This is a genomic window from Candidatus Chlorohelix allophototropha (genome assembly GCF_030389965.1).
Taxonomy (GTDB): domain Bacteria; phylum Chloroflexota; class Chloroflexia; order Chloroheliales; family Chloroheliaceae; genus Chlorohelix; species Chlorohelix allophototropha.
Genome location: NZ_CP128400.1, coordinates 1,041,265 through 1,054,837, shown reverse-complemented (window position 1 = coordinate 1,054,837; position 13,573 = coordinate 1,041,265). Strand labels below are relative to the sequence as shown.

Here is a 13,573-nt window from a genome sequence, read left to right as displayed (position 1 = left end):
ATTGGTGCATATTTGTGCAAGATGTACATAAAGATGGAGGAAATTTGATGACTCTCGCAGCAAACCGCCTCAATGGTGAGGCAGCGGCACTGTCGCCTGCTAAGGAGACAATACCATCGTATTCAAATGAAATAAATAAGGTAAAAGAAACTGTTATAGCACGCTCACCTTATGAGATAGCGCAAGAACAGTTTTTTTATGCGGCAGATAAATTGTGTTTGGATGATGGCTTGCGGGAAATATTGTCAGTACCGCAACGTGAATTGAAAGTTAATTTCCCGGTACGTTTGGATGATGGGCGTATCAAAGTGCTTACCGGCTATCGGGTGCATCATAATAATGCGCGTGGGCCGGTTAAGGGCGGGATTCGCTACCACCCCAACGTTTCAATGGACGAAGTGCGCGCACTTGCAATGTGGATGACGTGGAAATGTGCGGTGGTAAATATACCTTACGGTGGGGCAAAGGGCGGGGTGGTGATAGATGCTACCCAATATTCACAGCGTGAACTGGAAAGATTAACTCGCCGTTTTACAACCGAAATCTCTATATTAATCGGACCTGAAACCGATATTCCTGCTCCCGATGTGGCAACAAACCCGCAAACGATGGCATGGATTATGGATACCTACTCGATGCACCGAGGCAAAGGTATTACCGGAGTGGTTACCGGTAAACCGATTAATACAGGTGGTTCGCTAGGGCGCGTGGAAGCGACCGGGCGAGGGGTTAGCGTATCGGCGCGAGAAGCGGCGAAGACAATCGATCTTCCACTTGCCGGGACAAGAGTGGTGGTACAGGGCTTCGGGAATGTAGGTTCGGTTTCGGCGCGCCTGATGCATGAGTTGGGTTGCAAGGTGGTGGCGGTTAGCGATGTCTATGCAGGTCTTTATAATCCGAAAGGCATAGATATTCCGGCGCTACTTGCCTATACCCGTACCACTCCGAATAATACTATATTGGGTTATCCGGAGGCTGAAGCTATTTCAAATCTCGAAGTATTGACCTTGCCCTGCGATATTCTGATACCGGCAGCGCTTGAGAATCAATTGACCGAGCAAAATGCCAATCAGGTGCAGGCACGTTTGATAGTTGAAGGCGCGAACGGTCCCACTGCCCCCGAAGCCGATCACATTTTTCGGGATAGGGGAATCTTATTGGTTCCGGATATTTTAGCCAACGCAGGTGGGGTGACGGTCAGTTATTTTGAGTGGGTGCAAGATCGGCAGGCTTTTTTCTGGACGGAAGAAGAAATTAACCGGAAACTGGTTGATGTTATGGCAAATAGCTTTGCACAGGTATATAGCATTTCGCAGCGTGAAAAAACTGATATGCGCACAGCCGCTTATTTGCTGGCGATAGGGCGTGTGGCGGACGCAACCAGCATACGTGGAATTTATCCTTGATTATGATTGATTTCGCAGTTATTTTGTGGCTCAAAGCGACGAGTGTAAAGCTCGTTGCTTTTATTTTATAGTAGTATTTATGAATCTAGTTTCGGTTAAAGAGTTTAACCAAAATAAGAGCTGAGTCTCTAAAAGACGATGTGAGCGGGATTGTAAGAAAGGCTAGGCTACTTCATCTTCCAATAATAATATTGGCATATTGGTAGCGCCATCGTTTTGTAAAATACCGTTCAACAGCTTCATATCATCTTGGCTCTTTTGAAGCTCGCCCATTATTTTAACGAGTTCGACTTTAAGTACATCAAAGTCTTCGGGAGTCATGTTACGTACTGAGCCACATAACTCTAGTGTAAGTGATGCAGTAAGCAGATAATTTGCGATTTCATGATTATATTGGCGCAGCCGTTGAACAACATTTAGCGCGACAGGATTTTTACTCATTGTGCTGACCCCAATGCAAAATAGTAAGAATGTCTTTAAAAGCTATTTACCTTTAACCGATCTATCTACCAGTTGCACCCTATATCAATAAATATATTTTAATAGAATTAATGTTAATCTACTATGAGAACATGGTCATAGGAATTAAGTACTAGAAAGGATTATTTTTGATAAAATCCCCATGTAAATTTATTTATATTGATCTTATAAGTTGGAATTAAGGAAACAAAAGATGGCATTTGAGCAACTTTTTACTTTGGAAGATGCGCTAGCATTGTTACCTCGCTTGCGCAATCTACTACAGGTGTTAATGGCAGCAATGGAGGAGTTTAGCGCGAAGGGTAACGAATATAAGGCGTTGGATGATAGCAAGGCGCATGGAAACGGATATGAAGTTAAGAGAGAGGGGCTAACCTCGCGCCTTGCTGAGTTACGACGCTCAATTGATGAGAATATCGAAGCAATCAATCAGATCGGTTGCCAGGTAAAAGACTTAAACTTGGGGCTGGTAGATTTCCCGGCGCGTCGGGCAAACGGCGAGATAGTTAATTTGTGTTGGCGTATGGGCGAGGAAACCATCGAATACTGGCATACGCTCGATACAGGTTTTATGTCGCGGAGACCGCTCTCGGAGTTTTAAGATTTAGCAGCCCAAAAGGCGACGCGCTAATTCTAACGCTTCTTCTGTGCTGCTGATTTCGCCAACTGCCTGACTTTCTTCGATTTCACGTAGGATTTTGCCTAGTTGCGGTCCCGGTTCAAGTTTCAGTTCCTGCATTAGTGCATGCCCGTCCAACAGACGCGGCTTGCCAATCAGTTTTTCCTCCACCGAACCCAAATATTTAAGGGAAAGCCTATCTATAAAATGGAGATGATGCTCCCAGCTTTTTAGCTGACGCGCTTGTGCAATCCAAGGACCGACTACGGCGGCATGATCAGCCAGCGAGAGCGGCATCATTTCAATTTGCACCGGGTCAGTATCTTTGAGAAAGCGAAAAATAGCGCGATTACTGACTCCACTGCCGCTTTTCACATCGTAATTGGCTTTTAGCATACCAATACGCATATGGTTATCTACCAGTGTAGCGATGCCTTCGATCATCTGGCGGCTAAAATGGAAGCGTTCAAGGATGGCGCGTGCCATTTGCGCTCCTACCTGAGCGTGATGGTAGAAGTGGATTTCACCTTCGCTATCCACGCTACGCGCGCGAGGTTTGCCCACATCGTGGAGCAGTGCGCCCCATAGCAACCACAAGAGCCGTTCCTGTTCGTGGGCGTAGAGTTTTGTGATAATCTCTTGCCAGTGGCTGATATAATTTTCAGGTCGTTCTGCCAATATCATTTCATCGAGGCTTTGCCCACGATAGTTAGGACGCACCAGCCATTCCACCCGATCAACCGTTACCAAGCTGTGATTCCAGACATCGTAATAATGGGCGTTCATCTGAATATTGCCTTTGCCCTCGTCCAGTTCAGGGATGAGCAGCGAGAGCAACCCACACGAGTCGAGCAACCGTAAGCTGTCAATTACGCCACCCGCCAGCAGGATTTTGTTTAGTTCTGTCGCGCAACGTTCGCCCGCTGATTGTTTTATGAGCGGGGCGTTGCGGCGGAAAATTTCGAGCGCATCTGCAGTAAGTTGCCACTCCGATTCGAGGTTGGAAAGCTGTGCTTTAAGGCGGACTCCCCGCAGCATACGCAGAGGGTCACTGATGATGTTTGCCTCGCTGATGGGGCGAATCAGGTGCGCTTTTATATCTTCCAGTCCTCCGCACAGGTCAATTACGGTTGCTTCCAAACCATGCTCAAGGAAATCGGGTAGCACAATGGCAAGGGCATTGAGCGTGAAATCACGCCGTAGCAAATCGGCAGTAAGGTTGTTTTGCTGAAGGGCGGCGAAATCGAAATAGAAATGTTCATTGTCTGATTTAAAAACTATACGCGCCACACCGTTCTCGGTATCAAGCGGGAAATAGGAGATTTGCCAGCCCGGTAGGTGCGTTTGGACGGTGTTGGAGAAACGCCGCGCAAGTGCCAGCACTTCGACAGGCGAACCGCTGACCGCTAAATCGACATCATCAGCCAAGCGGGATAGCAAGGTATCGCGCACCCACCCGCCCACCAACCAAAGCGAGTCAGAATCAAATAGTTGGGTAGCTATTTCTAGCGCTACTTTTTGCGGTTCAGAAAGAGGGTAGGACATGAATTTGCTCAGTTTTTGCGCTTATTACTACGGTTGTTGTCGTTACGGACGAGCGGTTGCGCAGCGCGGGTTTTAGGGCTAGTTCGAGTCGGTTTTTTCACCTGCGTCAGTCCTTGCGGTTCGGCTAAGACGACAACTTCATCGGGATTATAATAGCTGATTTCGGAATAGGGACCAAAATCAGGATCGCTGAAGAAATAGGCACCTCCGCTTTTCGCCTGTTGTTTTTCCATTTTTACAACAAAATGCCATTTGCCAATTCCGCTACCTACTAACCAACCCCCCGCAAAACTGCCCAACGAAAGACCAACTAGATCGGTCAGGATGTAGGTGAGGATTAGCACCGCAATAAACACCACTACCAGACGAGTGATTTCATAGTTCATGTAGGGTAACCCGTTGCGGGTTGGCTCGGCGGCGGGTATTTTATTAAGTCGCGTGATTTCGGTTTTGTTCCAGTTTTGTTCTTTGGTTAGGTTCATGTAAATTTGGCTGGTGAGCATAACACGTAAAAAATACCAGCCTGCACCAAAGCCTAGAAACGAGACAAGCGCACCGATGAGCGACTCCCCGATTAAAGCCGAGCTTGGAAGTAGCAATATCCACGCGCCTGTACCGACGATTGCTACTACTAAGCCGCCTATAATATTATTCATTGCCACTTTGCGTATGTGATTAAGCCCGTACATTGGTTTGTTTCTCTTTCAAGCCTATATTATTTTGTCAGCCCTCACCCCAATATTATCCGAGCTTACGAGGGATTTGTCCAGCTTATGCTATAATCGGCTTATGTATTGCACTCAACTGCATCTCAAAGATTTTCGCAATTACAGCAAGCTGGACTTGTCGCTTTCACCCGGTTTGAGCGTGTTTCAGGGTGAAAATGCGGCGGGTAAGACTACCCTGCTGGAAGCGATTTATATGCTTGCTACTACTAAATCGGCGCGTGCCGGAAGTGATCAGGAACTGGTGAATCTGGCGGCAGAACCTCAATTTGGCGTGCCTGCTTTTGCTCGCCTTCATGCCAACGTGCAGCGCACCGATGACGAACTAGAAGCGGAAATAGTGATCACCCGTGATGCTTCAGCGGGCGAAGAACTTGAGCAACCTGTCCCGGCGCGCAAACGTGTCAAGCTAAACGGTTCTGCCAAGCGGGCGATGGACTTGATCGGCAAGGTAAATGTAGTGCTATTTTCGCCGGAAGACCTCGATTTGATAATCGGTGCACCGTCGCTGCGCCGCCGCTATTTTGATATTACCCTTTCGCAAGTAGATCACCGTTATCTGCGCTGTCTTCAGGATTATAGCAAAGTGATTGCACAGCGCAACGGTTATCTGCGGCAATACCGCGAGAAGCAAAAGGCTCAAAAGTTGTCAGGTACACTGCGCCAGAAAGAGCAACTGGAATTATCTATCTGGGACGAGGAACTGGTAAAGGCAGGGTCGTACATCATAAAGCGGCGCTATGAGTGTGTTCAAGGGCTAAACCGCCGCGCCGCCTTGCTTCACTCCAATTTGCTTGGCTTGTTGGGTGATAGTATTACCCCCGATTTTGAATTGGTTTACCAGACCAGTTTTGAATTTACAGAGGGGGTTGTAGAGAATGAGGGGCAAATTGCCGCCGCTTTTACCGCGCAACTGGAAAAGGTAAGGGTGCAGGAATTTGCGCGAGGCGTTTCGTTGGCAGGTCCGCACCGGGACGATTTGAGTTTTTTGTATGAGGGTAAGAATCTGGCAGTATTCGGCTCACGCGGACAACAACGTACCGCTGTGCTGGCGTTGAAACTGGCAGAGGCAGGTTGGATGGAGCAACAAACCGATGAGCGTCCGATTCTGTTGCTGGACGATATTCTCTCCGAACTGGATGCAGGACGACGGCAATATGTGCTAGATACGGTGCTGGCAATTTCGCAGCAGGTATTAATCACCACCACCGATTTGTCGCTATTCGGTGATGCCGAGCGACTTAAGAAAATAGCTCAATTATATAAGGTGGAAATTGGCAGAGTCGTCAGGCTTTGAAGGTTTCATTACTCAGCTTCGATAGCGGCTACTATATCCCGTTGAATTTTTAATCTTTGCCAGCTATTCCAAATTATTATAACTAAAATGATTCCGATAAGCCCCCCGACTATCAATCCCATCCAACCGTTTGTCGCGCCTTCGGGGTTGGCGAAGCGCAACCACCAGAGGTCGAATTTGTCGTAAGGCGCAAGCTCGATTTTTTTTGTAACGGCATGCACTCGTTCGGCATCCCACCCGGTATAGTCCATTTGCAGGGAAGCGCCTCCGGCGGTACGGCTGAAGGCGGATGCAGCTAAAAACACTTGTCCGCGTAGGGGCGAGAGTTCGGGTACAAAACGCCAGTCCGGTTCAGCGTTAGCAGCGCCGCTTACATAGAAGTAATAGTTGAACTCAACCAGCGACCCGGCAATATTCACCAGAATCCCGGTGACTAGTACCAGTTTGAAGAACCAGCGCATCGGTTTGCTACGGTTTTGCAATAGCGGCAGCGCAAAGAGGAACAGGAAGGGCAGCGCAGGGTAAAGATAACGCGAACCCCATGTCCAATCGCCTTCCCAGTTCCAGAAGAGCGCATAAAAGATTAGGTAGGTCGTGAACAAACTCAGCCCGAAAACCGCCTCCGTTTTTTGCCTTTGCCAGAATGGTTTTAAGCCGAAAAGGGCAAGAACTAGACCGGGCGCATAGAGGAAGATACTTTTGCCGGAACTGAACAGAAAGCCGTAAATCCCGCCGTAAACAGAACCGAAGGCAAACTGGTCGGCTATTGCGCTATAGCCCGATTCGGTGAATTTGCCGTAGCGGTAGAAGTTGTACCAGAGTAGCAGTGCGGCGGTAGCCAATAAAGGTAGCGCCAGCCATAGCATTGCTTTTAGCGCATTATGCCGTCCTGATTTCATTATCAGGTAAAGCAGTAGGGGGAAAAGGGCAATAGCCGCTACCGTTTTAAAGAGAATGGCAGCGCCTAGCCAAAACCCGGCGCAGAATAAATGTCGCTTGTCTTGTCCTTCCAGCAGCGCGCCAAACATGAGCAAATAACAGAGCGTGACTAACGGTTCGCTGAAATCGAGATGGCTGTACACCCAACTCATCGAGGCGATGCCGTAGAGCAGCGTTACCGAAAAAGCGGAGAGCGTGCCGAATCCCAATTTTCTGCCAAGCTTGAATAGTAATAGTTGGGTAGTGGCGCAAACGAATAAGTTCAGCGTGCTAACCAGAAAACGAGCGGTGGCATCTTCGGCAAAACCGGTTGAGAAAAGCGAGAGCAGTTTTATGAAAAGAATAGGGGGAATTTCAACTAACGCTTGACCCAGACCATATTTGCCGTAGAGCTTGCCGTCAGCCCCACGTAGGGCGAAGCGAGTATCGTTACTATAGTTATCCAATGCGCCGCCGTTGCCTTCAATGAAGCTTCGAGCGGTGGCGTAGCTGGTAAAACCGTCACCACTGTAGAGATGCCCGCCGAAAGTTAGGAAGAAGAGTAACAAGAAGAAAATGAAAATACGCCGATTCAGCTTCGAGTTTTGAACTTTTAGTTTACTACCCGATACCGATGGCGCAAGGTTCATTTTCTTTAATCTGCCTAGTTTTCTTTCTGTTGTGTTGTTTCCTCGTCCTTGCGACTGCGTTCCTCATAAACTCGCCGTTTGGCGCGCAGCAATCTGCCGGTCATACCGCTTTCTTCTCCCGAAACTGGCTCGGGTTCGGGTATTTTAGAAGGGGCGCTTTTGGGCTGGGTAGGCGTTGCAAGCACAGTCTCAATTTTTGTCACCGGGCGAACAGGTATTTTAATACCTAAGACCGCTTCCTCTTCTGGATCAACTAGCGGAGTTTTTGCAGGTTGGGCTGTTGCGGGTTTTTCATCCACACGAGAAATCGGCGCGGAGGGCGTGCGATTGAAGCGGCGTGCCATCGCACCATAAACAGTTTCTTCCTCAGCTTCGGGCGTGGGTTCTGACACAACTTTGGGGTTAACCGACGCAGTTGTAGGTTTGGCTGATACTGGTGGGGCGCTATTGCGTGAACTGCTGCTGACAAAAGGTCGCGTTTCGCTGGCAACCCCGGATTTTGCGCCAAGTTCGCCGTTGTTGCTCAAGCTTGCGCCGGAACGATGCGTTTCGGTTTCAGTATGGTGCGCTCCAGTATGCGCGTATGCTCTTTCTTTTGCCATAAAGAGGCGACTCACTTCTGGACTGACCATTGTAGCTTCAAATTCGGCAGCCCTTTCCGGTTCTTCTTGTTTACGCTTGCGGAAGCCATTGAGAAGCGCACGCGGCGAGAGATTAACCCGTCTTAGCCCGATATCCAGCGGGTATAACAGCAATAGAAGGGCAAGCAAGATTGGCCATAGCGATTGACTACGGCTGGTGTGCTGCAAATTATCGTTAAACGCTTCTTCAGGATTGGAAAGGGTGTAGCCGCTTGTAAGGGAAGCTATTTCATCCAGTAACGGTTTGTTGGTACCCAATTGCTTGTATTCCGGTGAATAACTGGCGACTGCACCAACAGTTTGAGAGAGGTTGCCAACGTCCGCTACCTGTCCATTGTCCACCGTTACGGTGTTGTTGTTCGCCCCTCCTTGTACATTGATGATATAACTGCCCGTGTTTTTGGGGACAAAAGACCCTTCATAATGACCCGGGGCGGTTTGGGAGAGCGTAACTTCTTCGCTGCCACCGTTCAGGTTGCTGTTTACTACATTAGCATTTATATCCAGCCCGTTAAGGTACTGGCTACTATTATTTATAGCGTCGGCTGAGATTTGAACCTTGTTGCCTACGATTTTGGTACTAACCTGCATGCCTCCGGTTTCGCTTTCGGCAATAGTCCAGCGCACCGTTTGCGCCCAGAAGCGTGGGAAATCATTCCATTTTAACCAATCGGTAGCCCAACGCGCTTTTGCATCGCTAGTCCAAGCTACCACACGCCCAAGCCCTACCTGCCAGTGTGCCAAAAGCGGGTCGCCTCTGCCGGTGACAAGGGCAGTGGTGGCGAGCGGTTTTATTTTAGTGCCTACATAGCCCAACAGTTGGGGTGTAGCGGTAATCCCTTTCAAAATGGGGCTTGGCGCATTTACGGTAGGTATAAAAGGTTCTTCGATGATGTAGCTGCGGTAAGCAAGATGCGTTTCTTTGGTAAAAATTTTGGGCAAGTTACTGGGGTCGGTCACGAAATAATAACGCCCACCGCCTTGGTCAGCCAGCCCTTTGAGTCTTTTTTCATCCACATCCTCGCCCAACCCAACGGTGCTGATGGTAATATTGGCTTTATTTGCTTCCGCTATCAGCGCGTCATAGCTGGTATTGTCGGCATCCTGACCATCGGTAAGCAAGATTATATGCTTATTCTGGGCAGTGGCTTTTTTCAACTCGTCAACTGCCGCTGAAAGTCCGGTGGAAATTTGAGTACCGCCTCCGGGTGCAATGCGTCCAATTGCGCTAACCAGATTGCTAGGGTTGCCCATTGGAGCAAGATTTACCACCCATTGGGCAGTAGTATCGAAGGTGACAACTCCGACTTGATCCGAATTGTTTAGCTGAGTGGCGGCAAGATAAGCCGCATCTTTGGCGATTTCGATTTTAGGAACGCCCGAAGCGCCTGCCCCAGGTCCGTTGTACGCATCCGCCATGCTGCCGCTGCGGTCAATTACCAGCGCCATTGCTACGCTAGGCGCTTGCAATTTGTTGGGTAATTGAAGTTCCACCGGAAGCATTTCTTCAAGCGGGGTACGGAAATAACCACCCAATCCATAGCTTTCTTCGCCGCCAACTACAATCATACCTTTGCCTAAATTTTTGACATAAGCTTGGATGACATTCATGTTATTGGCAGTAAGGCTGCTGGCAGGTACATCTACCAACACCAGCGCATCGTATTGCGCTAGGTCGGTGAGGTTTGGGAAGCGTTCGGGTGGAATAATAGTCGGTTCAATTTCTCCGGCTGTGAGCGCATTCTGGAGATTAGCCGCTTCTTGTTCATCGGGATGTCCATCTACCAATAGCACACGGGGTTTACCCTTGACCACGCTATAGGCATTGGCTTCATTATTCTGGTCAAGAGTATCCCGATCGGGGATAATACGCACCGTGTAATTTACAAAGCCCTTGCTGGTAGCAGTTAGCGATTGGGTGAAGGTGTTACTGCCTTTTTTTAGAGTAACCTGACTTTCGCTTACTACTTGATTTTGCTGCAAAATATAAAGTTTGGTGCTACCCTCGTAGTTACTATCAATATTGACGGTTAGGCTGAATTGCTCACCTTCGCGCAAGTTGCTGGGGACACTGATATTACCTACTGCTACTTCAGGTCCGTCGGTTTGTTCCAATGGAACTACATCAATTTGGACTCCGGCTGCTGCCGCCAGCTTGGCAGCGCTACGCACTTCATCTAGGTTCTGGTTTCCATCCGAGATAAGCACTAAGCGACGCTGTGAATCGTTGGGCAGCATAGAAGTGCCAAGCCGTACCGCTTCCGCTAAATTAGTGTAATTTGTACCGGGAGCGCAGGTAGGATTATCAAAATGCTGCTGTTTGTCCACTACTTTTTCTATACAAACGTCTTGCCCGAAAACTGCTACGCCGTATTCCTGATTGCCCTTCATCTTTTCGGAAGCCTGCCGGATAAAGTTTGTACCCTGCTGCTTTCCGCCCGCACCTACGCTATCCGAACCATCTAACAGGAAGACCACCGCTAATTTATCGCTTTGGGTGATTAGCTGAATATCGGCTATTGTAAGTACCAGTAAGGTTACTATGAGCAGACGCACCCCAACGCTCCAACGACGATTGCGGCGACGTAAAAGAGTGCGAGTTGGTATCCTGTTTTTGCCGGGGCGTGCGATTAGATAGACCAGAGGCAGGAGTAAAAGCAGAAAGAGAGCTTGAGGATAACCAAAAGAGATATTGGGCATTGCATACTTCTCCAATACCCCATACGGGGCAAAGGTGGAACGATAAGTTTCCTTGCGGCATTATACATCAGCCCTTTGGAGAATCACAACCCTAAACCGGAAAATTCGATTAGTATCAAACTATTGTAACAATTCACCCCCTACCCCCTCAAGGGGGAATAGGAGAGAGGAGTTCAAGGGACACCCCTTGCCACCCCGCACATGGGTTGCACCCCTGAGAACCCCGCTCCGATTCCTTTAGTTACATAGGTCTATTTTCTATCTGCTTATAATTTGCAGGCGCAAAAATAGCTGGTATTAGCTAGGGGGCAGCCCCTTCAAATTTGAAATGGGCGAGAGGGGTATAAATCGCGCCATCGGGTAGTAACGTACTTTGCATTAATACCGCTTCCTCAAAGCGGTAATGCCCAAAAGAATTTTTGCCGGAAAAGGTTTGAAGCAGTTGTCCGAGGCGGCGTTTTTCTTCTGCGCCGATATCGGGAACGCGCCCCAAGGTTAGATGTGGTGAGAAAGGGCGCGTTTCGGGGGCAAAGCCAAGCGGCACAAGACTTTTTTCTACTGCTTGTTGCGCTGCCGCTAACGCTTTGAGGTTGCCATCCAGTCCAACCCAGATTACGCGAGGGGCATCTGCTCTGGGAAAGACCCCCAACTTAGCGGCAATTAGGCTAAACGGTTGGACAGGAGCAAGCGCATTTTCGGTTACAGAAATGATTTCGGGAAGGCGGGGGGCAGCTACTTCCCCCAGAAATTTTAAGGTGAGGTGGATACCATCCGGGCGCACCCAGCGCACCTTACGATTCCGGTCGAGTTGTTGTAATTCGGTTATCAGCGTGGTAAGCTCTTGCTTGAGAACGGGTGGTAATTCCAGCGCCACAAAACAGCGGATAGTTTCTTTATCGTTCATAATTTAGACCAGACAATAAGACAGGGGTCTACCCCATAAGCGTATAGTTAAGAGAATCACAAATAGAAAGAGGTGAGTTCCTCTGGTAAGATGTAAGACTCTTCAACTCTTACTACAAAACCAAAGGAAACTCACATGCCTAGTATAGACGAAATAGTTGGAGCTTTGCAAAAAATATTTGGGGAACGAGCCAAAGCACTAGCGAACGAGCAAGGAGTGAACAAACGCAGCTCGAAAATCACAGGGACAATTTTGGCACTGGTGTTGGTAACAGGCTTTATGAGCCAGCCCGGCGCTAGCCTTAACCAATTGAGCCAAATAGCCCAACAATTCGGTGTAAATGTCACCCGCTCGGGGTTGAGCCAACGCTTAACCTCAGTGACAGTGGAGTTTTTACGCTTGCTATTCGAAGAAGCGCTACAAGTGTGGCAGCAGCGAGAAGGTTTGTGGTTGGAACTGTTTGAACCTTTTAGAGGAGTGTACCTGATAGATAGCACTCATATAGGGCTAGCTAACAAACTGGCGGATAGTCAGCCTGCCAGTGGTGGACAGGCTGGCAAAGCCGGTATGAAGTTACAAATAACCTATGATTATTTGCAGCAGCAAGTGGAGGTTGTGACGGCACAAGCGGCGCTGGAACCAGATCAGAGCTTTGAAGATAAGTTGGAAAAATTACCGGAAGGCAGTTTGGTACTGTTTGATTTGGGTTATTGCACCCTGGAACGGCTAAAACGGCTGATGGCAGCTCATTATTTTGTGAGCCGCTTGCCCCCCAAGGTGCATTTGTATGAGCAGGGGAGTAACCAGCCCCTGGCTTTAGGGTCGGAATTAAGGCGCAGAGGAGGTACCTGCGCAGGAACAGTAATAGAGTTAAGAGTGGAAGTAGGGCAAAAAGAACGGTTGAAGTTACGGGTAGTGGCACAAGTGCTACCGCAAGAAGCTTATCTCCAGCGGTTGGCGCAAGCGAAAAAGGTTAGCCAACTCAAAGGGCGGGAGTTGAGTGCCGCGACAGCTAAGCGGTTACGCTGGAACTTGTATCTAACGAATGTGCACGAGAGCCTGTTAAGTGGTTATCAGGTGGGTATAGTCTATCACTTGCGCTGGCAAATCGAGTTACTTTTTAAGCTCTGGAAAAGTGGTTTGGGACTAGCACAGAGCGGCAACAAGAAATTGAGCCGGGTATGGTGCGAAATCTATGCCCGGTTAATTGGCTACACCCTGCTGATCTATTTGAGTTGGGGAGTAGCAGGGAGTGAAGAAATGGGGGAAGCGGAAGAAACCAACTTGGTGGAAGCACTGGTGGGATCATCAGGAGGAGAAAGCAACCGTCAATGGCAAGAAACGGACAAAGCGAAGTTAGGCAGGGCGAAGCCCCTTATATTGCAGGCGCTCATAAAGACAACGCGGGAGTTGAGCCTAACGAAAGCGCTTCAGACCTTAGGTACAGAAATCGTAAGGCTGGGCAAAGCCTTGCTGAGAGGTAAAGACAAGAAAGTAAAGAAATTGATTAAAAAGCTCAGGAAAAGATGGGGCCGCTATAGTTTGAAAGAGAAAAGAGCAGATCGCCTCACTAGTTACCAACAGATTAGCCAAATTCAGTTAAGCACCCGCGAGCTACATGCTCCCGACCTTACACTAATATGCAAAGTTGCCTGATTTTAACTTGTGAAAGGCTTAACTATACGCCT

Annotated in this window: 10 protein-coding genes; 4 read left to right on the top strand and 6 right to left on the bottom strand. The window is 48.6% G+C overall.

What is annotated here, in order from left to right; all coding sequences use genetic code 11:
• Positions 1-47 precede the first annotated feature (47 nt).
• Positions 48-1,406: a Glu/Leu/Phe/Val family dehydrogenase gene (locus OZ401_RS17185; RefSeq protein WP_341471675.1), complete on the top strand. Its 1,359-nt coding sequence runs from the start codon at positions 48-50 to the stop codon at positions 1,404-1,406.
• Between the two features lie 162 nt (positions 1,407-1,568).
• Here OZ401_RS17185 and OZ401_RS17180 read toward each other — a convergent pair whose 3' ends face one another.
• Positions 1,569-1,847 carry a hypothetical protein gene (locus OZ401_RS17180; protein ID WP_341471674.1) on the bottom strand — a complete coding sequence of 93 codons (279 nt, stop codon included), beginning with the start codon at positions 1,845-1,847 and terminating at the stop codon, positions 1,569-1,571.
• Positions 1,848-2,079: 232 nt separating this feature from the next.
• On the opposite strand from OZ401_RS17180, the gene OZ401_RS17175 reads away from it, so the two are divergent.
• Complete coding sequence (locus OZ401_RS17175) at positions 2,080-2,487, top strand: DUF2203 domain-containing protein (protein WP_341471673.1); 408 nt, start codon at positions 2,080-2,082, stop codon at positions 2,485-2,487.
• A 3-nt stretch (positions 2,488-2,490) separates the two neighbouring features.
• On the opposite strand, the gene OZ401_RS17170 is transcribed toward OZ401_RS17175, so the two are convergent.
• Together OZ401_RS17170 and OZ401_RS17165 are read right to left on the bottom strand one after the other, a co-directional pair.
• Positions 2,491-4,050 (bottom strand): tRNA nucleotidyltransferase/poly(A) polymerase-related protein, encoded by a 1,560-nt coding sequence (locus OZ401_RS17170; RefSeq protein WP_341471672.1) that lies wholly within the window; start codon positions 4,048-4,050, stop codon positions 2,491-2,493.
• A gap of 8 nt (positions 4,051-4,058) precedes the next feature.
• Positions 4,059-4,739 carry a hypothetical protein gene (locus OZ401_RS17165; protein ID WP_341471671.1) on the bottom strand — a complete coding sequence of 227 codons (681 nt, stop codon included), beginning with the start codon at positions 4,737-4,739 and terminating at the stop codon, positions 4,059-4,061.
• 73 nt (positions 4,740-4,812) lie between these two features.
• Between OZ401_RS17165 and recF the strand changes: the two genes are divergently transcribed.
• Positions 4,813-6,072, top strand: a complete 1,260-nt coding sequence (gene recF, locus OZ401_RS17160) for a DNA replication/repair protein RecF (RefSeq protein ID WP_341471670.1) — start codon at positions 4,813-4,815, stop codon at positions 6,070-6,072.
• 8 nt (positions 6,073-6,080) lie between these two features.
• On the opposite strand, the gene OZ401_RS17155 is transcribed toward recF, so the two are convergent.
• From OZ401_RS17155 to thpR, 3 genes are all read right to left on the bottom strand, one after another.
• Positions 6,081-7,640: a glycosyltransferase family 39 protein gene (locus OZ401_RS17155; RefSeq protein ID WP_341471669.1), complete on the bottom strand. Its 1,560-nt coding sequence runs from the start codon at positions 7,638-7,640 to the stop codon at positions 6,081-6,083.
• A gap of 14 nt (positions 7,641-7,654) precedes the next feature.
• Positions 7,655-10,981, bottom strand: coding sequence for a VWA domain-containing protein (locus OZ401_RS17150; RefSeq protein WP_341471668.1), 3,327 nt, complete (start codon positions 10,979-10,981; stop codon positions 7,655-7,657).
• A 301-nt stretch (positions 10,982-11,282) separates the two neighbouring features.
• A complete protein-coding gene (gene thpR / locus OZ401_RS17145; RefSeq protein WP_341471667.1) occupies positions 11,283-11,885 on the bottom strand; it encodes an RNA 2',3'-cyclic phosphodiesterase in 603 nt (200 codons plus the stop codon).
• A 135-nt stretch (positions 11,886-12,020) separates the two neighbouring features.
• Here thpR and OZ401_RS17140 point away from each other — a divergent pair, with 135 nt between their 5' ends.
• Entirely contained in the window at positions 12,021-13,541 is a 1,521-nt protein-coding gene (locus OZ401_RS17140; protein ID WP_341470342.1) for an IS4 family transposase, read from the top strand.
• The last annotated feature ends 32 nt before the right edge of the window (positions 13,542-13,573 follow it).